14 protein-coding genes are annotated in these 16,542 nt (G+C 58.8%); 6 read left to right on the top strand and 8 right to left on the bottom strand.

All coding sequences use genetic code 11. The annotated features are described in order from the left end of the window. Positions 1–20: 20 nt before the first annotated feature. Complete coding sequence (locus tag ACR0LI_RS03795; protein ID WP_171723088.1) at positions 21–866, bottom strand: HalD/BesD family halogenase; 846 nt, start codon at positions 864–866, stop codon at positions 21–23. Positions 867–1,288: 422 nt separating this feature from the next. Here ACR0LI_RS03795 and ACR0LI_RS03790 point away from each other — a divergent pair, with 422 nt between their 5' ends. The 3 genes from ACR0LI_RS03790 to ACR0LI_RS03780 all read left to right on the top strand — a co-directional run bounded on the left by ACR0LI_RS03790 (position 1,289) and on the right by ACR0LI_RS03780 (position 4,704). After that, complete coding sequence (locus ACR0LI_RS03790) at positions 1,289–3,040, top strand: acetolactate synthase 3 large subunit (RefSeq protein WP_171631802.1); 1,752 nt, start codon at positions 1,289–1,291, stop codon at positions 3,038–3,040. Between the two features lie 69 nt (positions 3,041–3,109). Then, positions 3,110–3,670, top strand: a complete 561-nt coding sequence (gene ilvN / locus ACR0LI_RS03785) for an acetolactate synthase small subunit (protein ID WP_171631799.1) — start codon at positions 3,110–3,112, stop codon at positions 3,668–3,670. A 314-nt stretch (positions 3,671–3,984) separates the two neighbouring features. Further along, a complete protein-coding gene (locus tag ACR0LI_RS03780) occupies positions 3,985–4,704 on the top strand; it encodes a helix-turn-helix domain-containing protein (RefSeq protein ID WP_171631791.1) in 720 nt (239 codons plus the stop codon). A 9-nt stretch (positions 4,705–4,713) separates the two neighbouring features. Here ACR0LI_RS03780 and ACR0LI_RS03775 read toward each other — a convergent pair whose 3' ends face one another. From ACR0LI_RS03775 to prfB, 4 genes are all read right to left on the bottom strand, one after another. After that, positions 4,714–5,499: a DUF2189 domain-containing protein gene (locus tag ACR0LI_RS03775; RefSeq protein ID WP_171723087.1), complete on the bottom strand. Its 786-nt coding sequence runs from the start codon at positions 5,497–5,499 to the stop codon at positions 4,714–4,716. 26 nt (positions 5,500–5,525) lie between these two features. Beyond that, positions 5,526–6,926: an amidase gene (locus ACR0LI_RS03770; protein ID WP_171723634.1), complete on the bottom strand. Its 1,401-nt coding sequence runs from the start codon at positions 6,924–6,926 to the stop codon at positions 5,526–5,528. A 103-nt stretch (positions 6,927–7,029) separates the two neighbouring features. Continuing rightward, entirely contained in the window at positions 7,030–7,734 is a 705-nt protein-coding gene (locus ACR0LI_RS03765; RefSeq protein ID WP_480718034.1) for a M50 family metallopeptidase, read from the bottom strand. A 1-nt stretch (position 7,735) separates the two neighbouring features. Continuing rightward, on the bottom strand, positions 7,736–8,863 hold the full coding sequence (gene prfB / locus ACR0LI_RS03760) for a peptide chain release factor 2 (protein ID WP_171631785.1): 1,128 nt from the start codon (positions 8,861–8,863) through the stop codon (positions 7,736–7,738). Positions 8,864–8,998: 135 nt separating this feature from the next. Between prfB and ACR0LI_RS03755 the strand changes: the two genes are divergently transcribed. Next, complete coding sequence (locus ACR0LI_RS03755; RefSeq protein ID WP_480718033.1) at positions 8,999–9,355, top strand: aminoglycoside phosphotransferase family protein; 357 nt, start codon at positions 8,999–9,001, stop codon at positions 9,353–9,355. Here ACR0LI_RS03755 and ACR0LI_RS03750 read toward each other — a convergent pair. The 3 genes from ACR0LI_RS03750 to ACR0LI_RS03740 all read right to left on the bottom strand — a co-directional run bounded on the left by ACR0LI_RS03750 (position 9,349) and on the right by ACR0LI_RS03740 (position 14,383). Then, on the bottom strand, positions 9,349–11,838 hold the full coding sequence (locus ACR0LI_RS03750) for a penicillin-binding protein 1A (RefSeq protein ID WP_171631779.1): 2,490 nt from the start codon (positions 11,836–11,838) through the stop codon (positions 9,349–9,351). The two genes, ACR0LI_RS03755 and ACR0LI_RS03750, sit on opposite strands and share 7 nt — an antisense overlap. A gap of 94 nt (positions 11,839–11,932) precedes the next feature. Then, positions 11,933–13,153 (bottom strand): N-acetylmuramoyl-L-alanine amidase, encoded by a 1,221-nt coding sequence (locus ACR0LI_RS03745; protein WP_480490417.1) that lies wholly within the window; start codon positions 13,151–13,153, stop codon positions 11,933–11,935. A 66-nt stretch (positions 13,154–13,219) separates the two neighbouring features. Then, on the bottom strand, positions 13,220–14,383 hold the full coding sequence (locus ACR0LI_RS03740; RefSeq protein WP_171631774.1) for a pyridoxal phosphate-dependent aminotransferase: 1,164 nt from the start codon (positions 14,381–14,383) through the stop codon (positions 13,220–13,222). On the opposite strand from ACR0LI_RS03740, the gene ACR0LI_RS03735 reads away from it, so the two are divergent. Together ACR0LI_RS03735 and ACR0LI_RS03730 are read left to right on the top strand one after the other, a co-directional pair. Beyond that, a complete protein-coding gene (locus tag ACR0LI_RS03735; protein ID WP_480718032.1) occupies positions 14,382–15,764 on the top strand; it encodes a M48 family metalloprotease in 1,383 nt (460 codons plus the stop codon). The genes ACR0LI_RS03740 and ACR0LI_RS03735 overlap by 2 nt on opposite strands. Then, positions 15,761–16,519 carry a DsbA family protein gene (locus tag ACR0LI_RS03730; RefSeq protein ID WP_480718031.1) on the top strand — a complete coding sequence of 253 codons (759 nt, stop codon included), beginning with the start codon at positions 15,761–15,763 and terminating at the stop codon, positions 16,517–16,519. Before ACR0LI_RS03735 ends, ACR0LI_RS03730 begins: the two co-directional genes overlap by 4 nt. Positions 16,520–16,542 lie beyond the last annotated feature (23 nt).

The raw sequence follows: 16,542 nt of genomic DNA, 5'->3' as shown, positions 1-16,542 counted from the left end.
ATTGTACCGAGGTTGACCACTCAATCCAGCAATTGATCCTTTCGCAGCCCCGCGCGCTTGTAGTGATGCGGCAAAACGCGGCCATACAATTGCTGCGTCCGTTCCACACCGCCACACATGCCTTCAGCCTCGACAAAGGAAAAGATGCCGACATAACGACGGCACATGCCGCTGACCGGAGCAACCCGGTGCAGTGAATACCGGCCCTTGAAGATCTGCAAATCCCCCGGCTGCAGTTCCAGCCGGCGAACCCGCCCCATGTTCCCATCGAGAACCGAGGCTACCAGATCAAAGTTCTCATTTTCCGCCGTCCGCAGATTGGGCGCGTACTCGAACGCGCCGCCCGTCTCTCCGTTCTGGATGGCCAGTGTCACGGTGTAGTTGTTGGTGTCGAAATGCCAGGGAAAGCCCTGCCCTTCTTCCACGACATTGATGATCACGTCCGCCAATGGGTCATCGTAGCGAAAAAAGCGGTCTTCGGGTTCATTCAGGGCATCGCGGACAAAGGGAAGAAAGCCGTCGAACTCGTAAATGCGCCGCAGCGGGCCGGATTTCGAAAGATTGTCGGCCGGAACAAAGGCGTTCGAACGATCATAGAACCGGCGGATCGGATGGGCGATGCCAAGCCTTGGGTCGTCCTTCGTGAAATAGGCGTTGGTTCTGTTGAAGGACCGGTGCGCCTTGGGCGCCACCCCCTCGGCTTCTTGCACCAGAAGCTTGACCCCTGCCTCGTGCACGAAACCCGGCAGAACAGCACATCCATCCTGTTCCAACTCGCGTCTCAAATCCTCGATCAGCTGATCATAAGCCGGTGAATCCGGACGATCGATTGGATAGCGGCCAAGATCAACCAGGTCCTGCAACATTTCAAGCCTCCGGGTTTTGCCCCCTGCACGTTCAGCGTGGCGCAGAAAAAAGTAATGATCATGCCCGTTTCGGACATCGGCCTGACGCTTTCAGACCGCCTTATCCGCACACAAAACGGCCAGTTTTCACGTCTAATTCCCGGAAATTCCCGACATGCGGCAATCTGCGCAATAAAATGTCGCAAAATACAGCCGTTGAGATAGAAAATTGGTGCAATTGTCTGTTGACGCCCCTTCCCCCCGACCATAATGTCGCCCCCAAGCAAAAAGGAGCCTCTGGCGATGAGAACGCTAGTCGTAATCGTAGGAACCACGCGCATGGGCCGGTAACGGTAAACCATAATCGAACCCATGCGCCTCCGAAAAATCGGGGGCTTTTTTTTGTCGAACGCAAGACACATGTCGCGAACGGAGCAAAGCAGATGACACGTGAGATGACCGGCGCAAAGATGGTGGTTCAGGCCCTCAAGGATCAGGGCGTGGACACGGTATTCGGATACCCCGGTGGCGCCGTGCTACCGATCTATGATGAGATCTTTCTGCAAAACGACATTCGCCACATTCTGGTGCGTCACGAACAGGGCGCGATCCACGCGGCCGAAGGTTATGCCCGATCGACGGGAAAACCGGGCGTTGCGCTTGTCACGTCCGGCCCCGGTGCCACCAATGCAGTCACCGGTCTGACCGATGCGTTGCTGGATTCGATCCCCATCGTTGTTCTGACCGGGCAAGTCCCGACCTTCATGATCGGATCGGATGCCTTTCAAGAGGCCGACACCGTTGGTATCACCCGCCCCTGCACCAAACATAACTGGCTGGTAAAGGACACGAATTCGCTGGCCGAAACGTTGCACGAGGCTTTCCATGTGGCCAAGTCGGGCCGTCCCGGACCGGTACTGATCGACATTCCCAAGGATGTTCAGTTTGCCACGGGTGAATACAACAGTCCGAAACCTTCGACCTCGCACTACCAGCCTGTGCTGAAAGGCGATTTGGAGGAAATCAACGAGCTTGTTGCAGCCATTGAAAAAGCCAAGAAGCCGGTTTTCTATACGGGTGGTGGCGTCATCAACTCTGGCCCCGCAGCCAGCCAGTTGCTGCGCGAACTGGTGGATTCCACCGGCTTTCCGATCACATCTACCCTGATGGGTCTGGGTGCCTATCCGGCATCGGGCGAAAACTGGTTGGGTATGCTGGGGATGCACGGCCTTTACGAGGCGAACCTTGCGATGCATGGCTGTGACCTGATGATCAACATCGGTGCACGGTTCGACGACCGGATCACGGGGCGCATCGACGCGTTCTCTCCAAAGTCGAAGAAAGCCCATATCGACATTGATCCGTCTTCGATCAACAAGGTCATCCGCGTTGACATCCCGATTGTCGGCGACGTGGCGCATGTACTGGAAGACATTCTGAAGGTGTGGAAGTCACGCGGGCGCAAGACGGATGCGGCAGCCGTCAAGAAATGGCAGGCGCAGATCGCCGAATGGCGCAAGATCAACTGCCTGGCCTTCACCAACAGCGAAAAGTCGATCAAACCGCAATACGCTCTGCAACGGCTTGAAGAACTGACGAAAAAGCATGATCGCTACATCACCACCGAGGTGGGTCAGCATCAGATGTGGGCGGCGCAGTACCTTGGGTTCGAAGACCCCAACCGCTGGATGACATCGGGCGGGTTGGGCACGATGGGCTATGGCTTCCCCGCCTCCATCGGTGTGCAGATGGCACATCCGGACGCGCTGGTGATCAACGTCGCCGGTGAAGCATCATGGCTGATGAACATGCAGGAAATGGGCACCGCCGTTCAGTACCGCCTGCCGGTCAAGCAGTTCATCCTGAACAACGAACGCCTTGGCATGGTCCGCCAGTGGCAGGAACTGCTGCATGGCGAGCGGTATTCGCACAGCTGGTCCGAAGCCCTGCCCGATTTCGTGAAACTCGCCGAGGCGTTCGGCGCCAAAGGTATCCTGTGTTCCGACCCCGCCGATCTGGACGACGCGATCATGGAAATGATCAACTATGACGGTCCGGTGATCTTTGACTGTCTGGTGGAAAAGCACGAAAACTGCTTCCCCATGATCCCGTCGGGCAAAGCCCATAACGAGATGCTGTTGGGCGAGGCGGAAACGCAGGGCGTGATCGACAGCAAAGGCTCGGTTCTGGTTTAACAAAATTCGACGGATTTGGTTGAGCGCCGCGCTGCGCTCAACCTGTCAAGGATGATGAAAGGGACATAAATGTCTGCCCTACATATCAAAAAAGGCGCTACCCGCCATTCGGCCTACAACCTACGACCTACCTTCTCGGACGTGCAGGAACGCCATACCATTGCCGTGCTGGTCGAGAACGAGCCCGGTGTCCTGGCCCGTGTGATCGGACTGTTCTCGGGGCGCGGCTATAACATCGAAAGCCTTACCGTGGCCGAGGTAGATCACACAGGACACCTGAGCCGCATCACCATTGTCACCACAGGCACACCGCAGGTGATCGAACAGATCAAGGCGCAGCTGGGCCGGATCGTGACTGTCCATGACGTGCATGACCTGACGGTCGAAGGTCCTTCGGTTGAACGCGAACTGGCCATTATCAAAGTCGTCGGCGAAGGCGACAAGCGGGTCGAAGCCCTGCGTCTGGCCGATATCTTCCGCGCCAATGTGGTTGACAGCACCCTGAACTCTTTCATCTTCGAAATCACCGGTGCGCCCGACAAGATCGACGCTTTTGCTGACCTGATGCGCCCGCTGGGCCTGATGGAAATCGCGCGTACCGGCGTGGCGGCCCTGCTGCGCGGCGATTGACCAACCTGTCCCGCCTTGGCACTTGTCTTGCAGCCAAGGCGGGAACACTTTTTAAGGTGGCCGGCGATTTGCAATTCAACTCTGGCGATCTGAATGCGCTAAAATTGCCATAGGGTCGGCTTTTCCAGAAAAAGATCAGGCATTTTCAGATAAAGCCTATTGCCTTTACACATGAGAACGTTAGCCTTGTCGCCGCAACGCGACGTGGGGATACGTTGCTTGGGGTCATTCTGTACGATTTTTGAATATGCACCGGGCTTCGGCGTCGGTGCGTTGTCGGTTTCTTCCGGAAACTTAGCAAGACGTGGACACCCATGACTGACGATATTCGTAGTCCAGCCGAGATTCGCGCAATGTTTGGTGCGAACCTTCGGCAATTGGCAAAGCGATATCGCTCGGTCTCGGCGCTGTGCCGCCAACTTGGCGTAAACCGTACCCAGTTCAACAGATATCTTTCCGGTGAAAGCGTTCCCAGACCGGATGTGCTGGACCGTATATGCCGGTTCTTCGATGTGGATGCCCGCATTCTTCTGAAACCGCTGGACGAGATCGAAAAGATCGAAGAACACCCCGCAACTCCGGCCCTGACAGAGTTTTTGGGTTCTGGTGCGGATGCGATCGAGAAATCCCCGTTTTCACCCGGGTTCTACGCGGTAATCGAAAGCCTTTCGGCTGAACACCGGATGACCCTGCTGCACGCCCGACCCTTGGCCCAATGTACGTTGATCCGTGGCTACGTGTCGCGCGCGGCAATGCCCGAGGCAACACCGAAAGCGCGGGAAATACAGGGGATAGCAGCCTCAAGCGGTGACACCGTCTATATGCTGACCTCCCAGCGGGAAGGTCAGAACAGCCGGGTCTATCTGATCTCTCCGGACCCTACGGGAACGGCAGTTCATTGGCGTGGGTCGGTCATCAGCCCGACAAATGCGACAACGCCCGAACCCGTTGTGCTGAAATACCTTGGGCACGACTCGACGGCCATTTTTGCTGCTGCGCGATTGTCGACGAACAACGTGGCTCAGAACCTGTAACCTTCCGTCTCAGGTTGGTGTTTCCTCTTCATCGTTCTGCGTGATCTGCCGGTAAAGATGCCAACTGGCATGTCCCAGCAACGGCAGAACCACCAGCAACCCCAGAAACCAGGGCACCATCGCCAGAAATGTCAGCACCGCGATGAAGGCACCCCAGGCCAGCATCACCGGAAAGTTCTCTGACACGTAGGTAAAGCTGGTGATCATGGCCGTTACAAAATCCAGCTCGCGGTCCAGCAGCAGAGGGATCGACAGAACGGTGATCATGTACAGAACGGTTGCAAAAACCGCCCCGACGGCCGTGCCGACGGCCAGCATTGTCAGGCCATTCAATGTCAGAAACACCTCAAGCGAGGTCGACACGTTGGTCATCGTCGCCAACCCCATGAATAGGGCAAAGATCATGTGCCCCAGAAAAAACCAGAAAAGAAACACGACAACTATGATCGCGCAGATCGAGGGCAATTGTCTGCGGCTTTGCTGCATCACGACCCCGAAGATCGCGCCAAAATCGAGCGGCTCTCCTTGTTCCAGCCTGTGCGATACCTCGTACAGACCAACAGCGGCGAACGGACCGATCAGCGGAAACCCGATGGCCGCCAGCACCAGCCAGAAGGTTGTTCCGGTTTGAATTGTCACCCACGCCATCGCCCACCCGGAGAGTACGTAAAACCCCGCAAAAATCAGGCCGAACAGCGGTGCGCGGCGAAAGTCGGCCCAGGCGCGCTGCAATGCAGTACGCAGCATGGCGGTATCGACCGGTCGCATATCCGGAACACCAAAGGGTTTTTCCATGTTGTTTTCCTCCTCCCTGACCGGCGTTATGGCATCGCCGGCCTCTTGTTTGGCCAATTGGTTTCGGCGTGGTAAGCCGCTCCGACTGACAACAGTTTCCGGTCCGATCCTTTGGGCCCGAACAATTGAAACCCCATCGGCAGCCCCTGCGTGCCAAACCCCGCGGGCGCAGCAAGGCATGGCAGGCCGATCAGGCTGACCGGTATCGTGACATGCATCCATCGGTGATAGGTATCCATGGCCCGGCCCGCGATCTCTGTCGGGTAAGGCAGATCAACCGAGAACGGCCAGACCTGAGCAGACGGCAGAACCAACGCGTCAAACTGTTCGAACAGCATCGCCGCGCAGCGGAACCATTCCGAGCGGATGACACTGGCGTGGTGCACCTCCATTGCACTCAGTGCCAGACCCCGATCCAGTTCCCATCGTGCCGTGTCTTTCAAGTCTTCCTTTTGCGATGCCAAGGGTTCCAGCCCGGCGGCCACGCTGAACGACCGCAAGGTGATCCAGCTGGTCCAGAGTTTTTCGGCATCGAAAGGCGGGGCGACGTCCTCAACCCGCGCGCCACGCGTTTCGAACACGCCCATCGCGTCTTTGCAGATGTCAAGAATACCGGGCTCGGTCGGAAAAGCGCCACCCCAGTCGCCAAGCCACCCGATCCGCAGCCCTTGCAGCTCTGCGGCGGTCACTGGCGACACCGGCGCACTTTCAACGGCCAACGGCAAGCGCGGGTCCGGACCCGAGATGACATCAAGCAGAACACCCAGATCTTCGGGGCAGCGCGCCATGGGGCCCAGTGTCGACAACTGGTGCAAAAAGCTGTCCCCCACGGGATCGGAAGGCACCCTGCCCCAGCTTGGCCGAAAGCCATAAACGTTGTTCCAGGCAGCAGGGTTGCGCAAGCTGCCCATCATGTCCGAGCCATCGGCCAGCGCAACCATGCCCGTCGCCAAGGCAACCGCCGCCCCGCCGGATGAGCCACCGCAGGTACGATTGGCATCATAAGGGTTGCACGTTGCGCCATAGACCGGATTGAACGTGTGCGATCCCAGCCCAAATTCCGGCGTATTGGTCTTTCCGATCAGGATGGCACCGGCTTGCCGCATCCGCGCGGCGATCAGATCGTCGCTGGCTGGCACGTGGTCTTGAAAAACAGGTGATCCTTGCGACGAGACGACACCCGCCACGTTCACAAGATCCTTGACTGCGATTGGAAGACCGTGCAGCGGGCCGGTGATCGGGCCGTCGTCACAGGCCTTCGCCTCGGCCATCAAACCATCTGAATCCCTTAATGCGACGATGGCATTCACATCACCATTGACCTTGGCGATGCGATCCAGCGTGGCCTGCATCACGTCCGAGGCTGAAACCTGCCGGTTGGCCAACTGTTTCAAAAGGTCTGTAGCCGATATCCGGGTCAGGTCCATGACGCGCCAATCCATTGTCGTTTCCGGCAGCCTAGCGGGCAGTTCAGATCATTTAAACCCACTGTTTAAATGTATCTTTTCAGCGTCGTCCCAGACGGTAATGTCAGCGCGCTGATCTGCGAAAATGCAGGTTGCTGTCAGCCCCAAGCCAGTAGCGCAGGCAAAAAACGATCACGATGCAGCTGAGCACCAGCCAGATCCCGCCCCACAACATGGCAGAGCCACCGAATTCCTCGGCCAGCATGAATGCATCCGACCGCGCGCCGGACCGTCGGATCGTGTCATCGAAGATGTCGAAAGGGACATAGATCATGCTGGTCAATCCGATCACGCGCAGCACCAGATCGCTTACATCCGGGCGCAGATACCACGCCGCAGCAATCATCGCAGCCCCGGTTCCGATGCTGAAAACAAGGGCGAACGGGTCGCGGATATACAGCACCGCCACCAGACACATGACGCCGCCAAAACCCGCCAGAACGGCGCGGTCGGCCCGTGTTCGCAAGGCAAGGATCAAAAGGGCCATGCCCAGCGCGAGGGAACCAAGATACCCGGCAGACAGGCTGAGAAAGCGATTGCCGCCCCGGCCGACGACAACGCCGCCCTGTTGTGGTGAGATCGAAAAGCTCTCGACCGAGCCGCCCGTCATCAAGATCGTCACCGCATGAGACAACTCATGCAGAAAGACGACCAGTATCTTCAGTGGAACCGTAACCGGTGTATTCCAAAGCAGAAACACCAGGGCCGTGATGAGGATAAGCTGCCAATGCCCTTTCAGAACGTTCAGGAAAGGGCTGTTACGCTTCACCTCAGCTGTCGCCCTGGGCCTCGGAGCGGCTCTTGCCCGCCACGTTCAGGGCCAGTGTGGCCGCCATGAAGCCGTCCAGATCGCCGTCCAGAACACCCTTGGTATCCGAGGTCTCGTAATTTGTCCGCAGGTCTTTGACCATCTGGTAGGGCTGCAAAACATATGACCGTATCTGGTTGCCCCAGCCCGCATCACCCTTGGCTTCGTGTGCCGCGTTGATGTCGGCGTTTCGGCGGTCCAGTTCCTGCTGGTACAGGCGCGATTTCAGGGCTTTCATGGCAATATCGCGGTTCTGGTGCTGCGACTTTTCCGAGCTGGTTACAACAATCCCGGTCGGGATGTGCGTGATCCGAACAGCCGAGTCCGTGGTGTTCACGTGCTGACCACCGGCACCCGATGACCGGTAGGTGTCGATGCGGATATCGGCGGGGTTCACCTCGATCTCGATATTGTCGTCGACCACGGGATAGACCCAGACCGAACAGAACGAGGTGTGCCGCTTGGCCGCCGAGTCAAAAGGCGAAATCCGCACCAGCCGGTGCACGCCGCTTTCGGATTTCAGCCAGCCATAAGCGTTGTGCCCCGAAATCTTGTACGCAGCGGATTTGATCCCTGCCTCTTCGCCCGGGGTTTCGGACTGAAGCTCGACCGTATAGCCTTTTTTTTCGGCCCAGCGCACGTACATCCGCGCCAACATCGACGCCCAGTCACAGCTTTCGGTTCCGCCCGCGCCCGAATTGATTTCGAGGAAGGTGTCGTTGCTGTCGGCCTCACCGTCCAGCAACGCCTCAAGCTCTTTCTTCGCGGCCTTGGTTTTTAGCGTCTTGATCGCGGCTTCGGCATCCTGAACGACTTCTTGGTCTTCCTCCATCTCGCCCAGCTCAATCAGTTCGATATTGTCGCTGAGATCGGTTTTGATGGACTCGTAGGTTTCGATCGCGTCGACTAGCATCTGCCGTTCGCGCATCAGTTTCTGTGCCTTTTCGGGATTGTCCCACAGGTTGGGATCTTCGACACGCGCATTGAATTCCTCAAGGCGATGCGGCGCGGTCTCATAGTCCATGCGCTGCGCCAGCAGCTCCAGCGACTTTTCGATTTCCGCCACAGTGTTCTGGGTTTCGGCGCGCATGGTCTTGTCCCAACTTGCTCAATCAGGCCTGCGTGATAGCAAGAGGTGCGAGACACCACAAGACGGGCTGGGCGTGAATGCAAGGCACATTCAAAGAGTTTCCGGACCGATGGGAATTGCATCAGCCGGAACTGGTTGCCGAGACAGCCCACTCCGGTGCCCTTGCACGGGGATCTTCACCCGGACAACATTGTTCTGACCCACAATGGCCCGCGGGTTTTCGATGCCAAAGGATATGCAGGTGATCCGGCCTTTGAGCTGGCAAATGCACTGCGGCACCCAAAAGGCATGACCGATTTGGTGCGCAATCCCCGGCAGATCGAAACCTGCCTGTCGCTCTATTCCGAAGCCATGAAGGTTTCAGAGAAACGGCTGGCCCAATGGGCAACCGCCAAATGCGCCTTGTCCATCTGCTGGCGATCCGGCGGTACCATCGAAAACGACCCGGAAGCCGTCCTTTTGCGCCTTTTTCTGGACGCGACCGATCAGTAAAGACCGCCGGTACTCAGATCGCCTTGCGTAGCCTTGGGGCCGACCGTGATGGTTTGACCGGTGGAGGTTTGAACCTGCACACCTGCGCGCTGCGCTTCCTCGAACAAGGGCAGGTCGGAACCAATCGCAAAACCACCATCATAAACACGGTCGATGAACCCATCGACACCGTCGCGGAAGAATTCGGCCACGACATAGTCGCCGGTGGCGTCATCCGGCAGGCGGGCGCCGCTGAAACGGTCGATTTTGATAAAGTGACCACCTTCTGGAACCTTGAATGGCCCGCCGCCATACTTTTCGACGGCTTTTTCCATGAAGCTTTGGAACACCGGGCCGCACAAGGTACCACCATAAGCCCCCCGCCCCATCGGGCGCGGTCGATCATAGCCGATGTAGCAACCCGCCACGATGTTCGACGTAAAGCCGATGAACCACGCATCCTTGGATTCGTTGGTGGTTCCGGTCTTGCCTGCTGTTGGCACGGGCAGATTCACAACTCTGGATGCCGTCCCGCGGTCGACCACACCCTTCATCATCGATGTCAGCTGATAGGCGGTGATCGCATCCATGACCTGCGCGCGGTCTGTGACAAGGGTCGGCGATTCATCCGGTTCCAGCCAGGTCGAGTTACAGTCCAGACACTGACGGTCATCGTGGCGATAGATGGTCTTGCCGAACCGGTCCTGAATGCGGTCGACCAGAGTCGGCTCCACACGCTGGCCGCCGTTGGCGAACATCGCATATGCCGCGACCATCTTGTAGAGCGTGGTTTCCTCGGCGCCCAGCGAGTTGGCCAAAAACGCGCCCATCCGGTCATAGACACCGAACCGCTCCGCATAGCCGGCAACGACGGGCATTGTAACTTCCTGCGCCAGACGGATGGTCATCAGGTTCCGCGACTGCTCGATCCCGGTGCGCAAAGGCGTCGGCCCGTAGAACTTGTTCGACGAGTTCTTGGGCCGCCACAAGCCCTGTGGCGTGTTCACCTCGATCGGTGCGTCCACAACGATAGTTGCGGGGCTGTATCCGCTGTCCAGCGCAGCGGCATAGACAAAGGGTTTGAAGCTGGAACCCGGCTGGCGCTGTGCCTGCGTGGCGCGGTTGAAAACGGTGTCCTGATAAGAAAACCCGCCCTGCATCGCCAGAACGCGGCCCGAGTTCACATCCATCGCCACAAAGGCGCCCTGAACTTCGGGCACCTGCCGGGCAGACCACTGCCCCTCTTCGCCCTCGACAACAAGGATCACATCACCGCGTTTGAAGTTCGCCGCAAAATCACCCTGCATCCACTTGATATCGGACCGCGGAATGGTGCCATTCGCAGGGCCGTCTTCGATCCCGACGGTAAGTTGCTGATCCGAGACATTCAGAACCACGGCGGGATACCAGCGGGTCGGCAGCACCACATCACGCGGAATTTCCAGAAGCGACAGCGCCTGTCGCCACTGCGCCTCATCCGCCAGTTTTTCTTCCGGGATCACTTCGCCTGTGCCACGCCATTTCCCGCGCGACCGGTCATATTTTTGCAACGCCGTGCGCAGGGCCTTTGCGGCCTCGACCTGCATTTCCTCGTCCACCGACGCACGAACCGTGAAGCCGCCGGTAAAGAACTCACCTTCACCAAAGTCCTCGCTCAGTTGACGTCGGATTTCATCGGTGAAGTAGTCTCGCGGCGGCAATGCGGTGCGGAAGCTTTCGAAATCGCCGTTCTGAACCGAGCGCAGCGGCATCTCGACCTCGGACTCATAGGTCGCCTGATCGATGTAACCGTTCTGGTACATCTCGCGCAGCACATAGTTTCGGCGGGCCAGCAGGCGTTCCTTTTCCCGGACCGGGTGGTAATCCGACGGCGCCTTGGGCATCGCGGCCAGCATCGCGGCCTCGTGCGGGGCAAGTTCCTGCAAGGTCTTGTTGAAATAGGTCTGTGCGGCGGCCGTCACACCGTACGAGTTCTGACCCAGAAAGATCTCGTTCAGGTAGAGCTCAAGGATCTGCTCCTTGTCCAGGGTATCCTCGAGCCGGGTGGCGAGGATGATTTCCTTGATCTTGCGTTCTGCCCGGCGGTCGCCCGACAACAGGAAGTTCTTCATTACCTGCTGCGTAATGGTCGATGCACCCCGCACGGTCCCGCCTTTGGTGCGCACCGCTTCGACACCTGCCGCGACAATGCCGCGTGGGTCGTACCCCTGATGGGTATAGAAATTCTTGTCTTCCGCCGAAATAAACGCCTGTTTCACCAGATCGGGAATTTCCGAGGACGGCGTGAACAGGCGGCGTTCCTGCGCGAATTCGTCGATCAACTGGCCTTCGCCCGAATAGATCCGGCTGATCGTCGGGGGCTTGTACTGGGCCAGGGATTCGTGGCTGGGCAGGTCCCGGCCATACATCCAGAACACCGCACCGATCACCAGTGCGACCATGAAAATACCCAAGGTAACGATACTGAAGATCGCCCCGAAAAACGAAAGAATGAACCGGATCACGTTACTGCCTTTTTCTCGCGGTGGTGCCTATATAGTGTTGCACCGCCCAAGGGTCAAAACACCAAGCGTATTCTAGCCGTTTTGCGTCGCAAGGTCACTGGCCAATCAGGGATTTGCGGATCACATCCTGCTGACGCCAGTCTTCGATCCCCTGAAAGATCCCCAAGGCCATTTTCGCCCGCCACTTCGAATCCCTTAGGTTTTCCCGATCTCTGGGGCTGGACAGAAATCCAAGTTCGACCAAAACAGACGGAATATCCGCCGCCTTGAGAACCGAGAACGAAGCGGTCCGCAGCGGTTTGCGGTTCATCGGCCCGCCTTGCTGGGCCATCCCGTTGGCAATCGCGCTGGCCAGTGACCTGGTCCGCGGCATCGTTTCCTGGCGCGCCAGATCAAGTAGAACATCGGCCACCTGATCATCGGCACCATTCAGATCGATACCCGAGATCAAATCCCCCCGATCATGCCGCTCGGCCAGTTTTGAACTGGCCACATCCGAAGCATCGGCAGACAAGGTATAGACGGCAGCTCCGTGGGCCTGACCTTCCGACAGGGAATCCGCATGCAACGAAATGAACAGATCCGCGCCAGCCCGATGCGCCAGGGCAATCCGGCGCTCCAACGAGACGAACTGGTCGTCAACGCGGGTCAGGACCACCTCATAACCTTCTGATCGCAAGAGAACTTCGCGCAGTTCGCGGGCAAAGGTCAGCATCAGGTTTTTTTCATCAACGCCATCGATTTCGGCACCCGGATCGATCCCGCCATGCCCCGGATCGAGCATTACGCGCAACGGCCTGTCTGCCGAGCGCGCCGATGCCTGCGGCACATCAGCCGGCTCCGGCAAGTCCCATCCCGGGTTGCGCGGCGCACCTGCGGTTGCGTTGAACGTATCAAAATCCGTGCCCTTGAGGTTCAGAGACAGCAGAGCCGCCCCCGAATCCTCGGCAACCGTCAACTCGGCAGTGTCTACGGCCATCGGAGCGCCCAGTTCCAACACCAACCGCGACCAACCCGGAACATAGGCCCCGAATTGCACGCCGCTGACGCGTTCGGATTGCAGGAAATCCGTTCGGTTCAGCCCGGTCCAGTCCACTTCGTTGAAGTCCAGAACCATCCGGTACGGATCCTGCAAGGTGAAGATCCGGTACGGCACCCCCTGGCTCAGGCCGATATCCACGCGAACGCCGGTTCGCCCCACATCCGTGATGCGGCTCTGGTCGGGCTGAACGCGTGCCAGCGCGCTGAAATCCTGCGCGACGGCACTGCCGCACAACGCCCAGATCAGGGCGATGCAAATGAAGATCCTGCTCATGGCCTCAAGTTTTCCCGAGATCGTTTGCCGGGCAGCCTATACCACAAGGGCTGATTTGTGAACGGCTCAGGCAGGTTCCCCGATCACCTTCCGCTGGGTCATGAACAAGCGCAACCGTTCCAGCCCGTCCTGAATGTCGGCCGTCGAACGCGCATAGGAAAAACGCAACGTCGTATGGCCGCGTTGCGGATCGAAATCCAGACCCGGCGTGACCGCGACACCGGCCTTGTCCAGAATCTCGGCCGCAAATGCGCGGCTGTCATCGGTCAGGTCAGACACGTCGGCATAGACATAGAAAGCCCCGTCCGGAGGCGCGATTTTCGTAAAGCCCGCCTTGGGCAGCCCGTCCAGCATCAGGGCGCGGTTTCGGCGGTACACGTCCAGATTGGCTTGCAGCTCGTCCTCGCAATCCATCGCGGCCAGTGCGGCAACCTGACTGGCATGCGGCGCGCAAATGAACATGTTCTGGGCTATCCGCTCGACAACGCGCACCTGATCCTCGGGCACGACCATCCAGCCCACGCGCCAACCGGTCATCGAGAAATACTTGGAAAACGAGTTGATCACATAGCACTCATCCGTCAGTTCCAGTGCGGTCACGGCCTTGGCCTCGTATTCCAGACCATGATAGATTTCGTCGCTGATGAAGGATGCCCCCTGCCCGTGTGCGGCTTCGATCAGCGACCCCATGGCGGCGTGATCCAGCATCGTGCCGGTAGGATTCGCCGGAGACGCCACCATCAGCCCCTTCAGGCCCATTCCCTGAATATCCGCTGCCACGGGTTGCAGACGGTTTTCAGGCGCGGTCGGCAGATCGACCGGCACCAATCCAAGTGCCCTGAGAATCTGGCGATAAGACGGATACCCCGGCGCACCGATTCCGACGCGATCCCCGCTGTCGAACAATGCCGTGAAAGCCAGCAGAAACCCGCCGGACGATCCGGGCGTGATGACCACGCGCTCCGGGTTCAGGTCCACGTCGTACCACTCACCATAAAGCTGCGCGACACGCTTTCGCAGCGCAGGCAAGCCCAGAGACACCGTATAGCCCAACGGGCTTTGATCCATCGCCTTCGCCAGCGCCTCGGTCGCGCCCTTGGGGGCGCCGGTTCCGGGCTGGCCAACCTCCATGTGAATCACATGGCGGCCCGCTTCTTCCGCACGGCGCGCGGCTTCCATCACGTCCATCACGATGAAGGGATCGACCCCGGACCGGGTTGAGTTTCTCATGCCCATCTCCCATGTTGCAGCCATGGCTTTTGAACGCGTATCTCTGCTGACGTCAATCCCGGCTCTGGTCCTGTCGGTTGGTGTCTGGCTGGCGGTTGCAACGCAATCCCATGGGCAAAGCCTGATCCGCGACCCCGATATCGAGCGTGGCCTGCGCGAGCTGGCCTTTCCGGTTCTGCGCGCCGCCGGCCTGAACACCAATCGGGTTCAAATCCTTGTGGTCAATGACAACACGTTCAATGCCTTCGTCATCGACTACAACGCCATCTATTTGAATTACGGGTTGATCCTTACGGTCGAAAGCCCCGAAATGCTGCAAGCGGTGATCGCGCATGAGGCCGCGCATATTGCGAACGGCCATCTGGCCCGCCGCGCCGAAAACCTGAAGGCGGCGCGGCGCAATGCGGGCCTTGGTACCGCTTTGGCCCTGCTTGCGGCTGCGGCCGGAGGGGGTGAAGCCGCCATTGGCATCGCCGCAGGCACCCAAGGCGCCGCAATCCGCAGCTTTCTGGGCCATACCCGCGCCGAAGAGGCCTCGGCCGACCGAAGCGCTGCAAGCTATCTGCGATGGGCTCAGATTTCCCCCAGCGGCATGGTTGATCTGCACAGGAAATTCGCGGGTCAGGAGTTGCTGAGCGTCGCCAATCAGGACCCGTACATGCGGTCGCATCCCACCAGTCGTGAACGGTTGCGCGCCGCCGAAGCGTTTTTGGATGAGTTCGGCGACAAGGCCGTTCCGAATGCCAATGCCGATTACTGGTTCGCCCGCGTCAAAGGCAAATTGTCGGCCTTTTTACGCTCACCCAGCTGGACATTACGGCGCGCAAAAGAAGAAACCGCCCAGGACATCCGCCTGATGCGCGAGGCTTCGGCTTATCATCAGAACCGTGATTTGGATCGCGCGCGCCGTGCCATCGACAAGGCCCTGACTCTGCGCCCGAACGACCCCTACTATTATGACCTGAAAGGGCAAATTCTGCTGGAAAACAGGCAAATAGGCGCGGCTGTTGAAGCGTATGGGAACGCTGTTGAAATGGCTCCGAACGATGCGCTGATCCTGGCTGGCTACGGGCGGGCGTTGCTGGCGCAGGGCCAAACCAAACAGGCCCTGAGCGTGCTGGAAAAAGCCCGCGCCCGGGACTACCGGAACGCCAGGCTGTTGCAGGATCTGGGTGTTGCCTATGCTCAGGTCGGCAATGATGGTATGGCGTCGACCGTGACGGCAGAGCGTTATGCGCTGCAAGGGCGGTTGAAAGATGCCGGAATTCACGCAAAACGCGCCGTGGCACGTCTGCCCGAAGGCTCACCGGGTTGGCAAAGGGCACAAGACGTGTTGATTGCGTCGGAACGACTCGACAAAGACAAAAGGAAACGGAAATGATCCTCAGACATGCTGCACCCGCCCTTCTGGGGCTTTCCTTGGCGGCGACCTCGGCGCAGGCGCTGGACTTGAACGCGATGAACGATGCCGAGAAGGCGGAATTTGGTGCCCAGGTGCGCCAATACCTGCTGGAAAACCCCGAAGTGATCATCGAAGCCATCAACATTCTGGAAGAGCGCAATGCCGTCGCCGAAGCCGCGGCGGACAAAGAACTGGTCGCCGCCAATGCGGATGAACTGTTTGATGACGGGTACAGCTGGGTTGGCGGCAACCCGGATGGCGACATCACGCTGGTCGAGTTCATGGACTACCGGTGTGGCTATTGCCGCCGTGCCGTTCCAGAAGTTACCAGCCTGCTGGCAGAAGACGGCAACATCCGCCTTGTGATCAAGGAATTCCCCATCCTGGGTGATGCGTCTGTGCTGTCCTCACGTTTTGCCGTGGCCACCAAACACGTGGCGGGCGACGACGCATATAAGCAGGTCCATGATGCCCTGCTGGAATTCACCGGCGAGCCAAGCGAAGTTGCCCTACGCCGCATCTCGGACGGTTTGGGGCTGAACAGCGACGAGATCATCGCGGCGATGGACAGCGATCGCGTCACGGATGAGATTGCGCGCACCCGTGCTCTGGCCCAGCGGATGCAGATCTCGGGCACACCTTCGTTTGTGTTGGGCACAGAGATGCTGCGTGGCTATTTGCCAGCCGATCAGATGCAGCAGATCGTTAACGGTATACGTGCCGAACGCGGCTAAGGCCGGATCTGTCGGCAACGTGC

Source organism: Ruegeria sp. CL7 (assembly GCF_056536445.1).
The sequence above is the reverse complement of the archived record's forward strand: the minus strand, read 5'-3'. Positions and strand labels throughout refer to the sequence as shown.

Bases quoted from the DNA above. Each gene is read 5' to 3' on its own strand.
- ACR0LI_RS03795 (WP_171723088.1), bottom strand. From the start codon at position 866: ATGTTGCAGGACCTGGTTGATCTTGGCCGCTATCCAATCGATCGTCCG.
- ACR0LI_RS03730 (WP_480718031.1), top strand. From the start codon at position 15,761: ATGATCCTCAGACATGCTGCACCCGCCCTTCTGGGGCTTTCCTTGGCG.
- ACR0LI_RS03735 (WP_480718032.1), top strand. From the start codon at position 14,382: ATGCCCATCTCCCATGTTGCAGCCATGGCTTTTGAACGCGTATCTCTG.
- ACR0LI_RS03745 (WP_480490417.1), bottom strand. From the start codon at position 13,153: ATGAGCAGGATCTTCATTTGCATCGCCCTGATCTGGGCGTTGTGCGGC.
- ACR0LI_RS03775 (WP_171723087.1), bottom strand. From the start codon at position 5,499: ATGGAAAAACCCTTTGGTGTTCCGGATATGCGACCGGTCGATACCGCC.
- ACR0LI_RS03790 (WP_171631802.1), top strand. From the start codon at position 1,289: ATGACACGTGAGATGACCGGCGCAAAGATGGTGGTTCAGGCCCTCAAG.
- ACR0LI_RS03770 (WP_171723634.1), bottom strand. From the start codon at position 6,926: ATGGACCTGACCCGGATATCGGCTACAGACCTTTTGAAACAGTTGGCC.
- ACR0LI_RS03780 (WP_171631791.1), top strand. From the start codon at position 3,985: ATGACTGACGATATTCGTAGTCCAGCCGAGATTCGCGCAATGTTTGGT.
- prfB (WP_171631785.1), bottom strand. From the start codon at position 8,863: ATGCGCGCCGAAACCCAGAACACTGTGGCGGAAATCGAAAAGTCGCTG.
- ilvN (WP_171631799.1), top strand. From the start codon at position 3,110: ATGTCTGCCCTACATATCAAAAAAGGCGCTACCCGCCATTCGGCCTAC.
- ACR0LI_RS03740 (WP_171631774.1), bottom strand. From the start codon at position 14,383: ATGAGAAACTCAACCCGGTCCGGGGTCGATCCCTTCATCGTGATGGAC.